Source organism: Moraxella sp. 179-F 1C4 NHS, from assembly GCF_045370505.1.
Classification (GTDB): domain Bacteria; phylum Pseudomonadota; class Gammaproteobacteria; order Pseudomonadales; family Moraxellaceae; genus Faucicola; species Faucicola tetraodonis.
In genome coordinates this window covers 1-598 of the sequence record NZ_JBIQEC010000079.1, presented here as the reverse complement: position 1 = coordinate 598, position 598 = coordinate 1, and the positions used below count along the sequence as shown (strand labels likewise).

2 protein-coding genes are annotated in these 598 nt (G+C 40.3%); one reads left to right on the top strand and one right to left on the bottom strand.

Annotated features, from left to right (window positions below):
• The first annotated feature begins 42 nt into the window (after positions 1-42).
• On the top strand, positions 43-150 hold the full coding sequence (locus tag ACH0AB_RS11935; RefSeq protein WP_406878280.1) for a nitrite reductase (NAD(P)H) small subunit: 108 nt from the start codon (positions 43-45) through the stop codon (positions 148-150).
• 64 nt (positions 151-214) lie between these two features.
• Here the strand turns inward: ACH0AB_RS11935 and ACH0AB_RS11930 are convergent.
• Positions 215-598: uroporphyrinogen-III C-methyltransferase (locus ACH0AB_RS11930; RefSeq protein ID WP_406878279.1), on the bottom strand; the 384-nt coding region annotated here is incomplete at its 5' end.

Below are 598 nucleotides of genomic sequence, written 5' to 3'. Positions count from 1 at the left end.
TGTGAAATTGACGGGCAAAAAGTGCGTTATGTCGCGTCACCTATGTATAAACAACGTTTTGACTTGGCAACAGGTAAATGCATTGATGATGAGCGAGTTTCGTTAAGATCGTATCCAGTTAAGGTCAATCATGGCGTGGTGTTTATTTAACTAAATGCCGACAATATATAAAGGGGTATAGAAATCATGCCCCTTTATCTTTACCCCAATCAAGCTACACCACTAATTGTTGATAATATTGCCGACTGGCATTTAACTCATTATATAGTGATACGACTTCGCCCATGATCATCACTGCAGGGGAAGGCAGTTTGGCAATATTTTGTAGGGTTTGAATGGTATCAAGTGTCCCGATTAATACCTGTTCATTCTCTCGGCTGACATTGGAAATAATGGCAAATGGAGTATCGGCTGATTTACCTGCTTGTAACAGACCTTGGGTTAAATTTGGCAAGGTATTTAATCCCATATAAAAAATCACCGTTTGATTATCCGCTAACAACTCAGCATATTGCTCATTCGGCGTATCAGTCTTTAAAAACCCAGTAACAAACTTCACCGACTGGGCATGGTCACGATGAGTGAGCGGAATATTGAC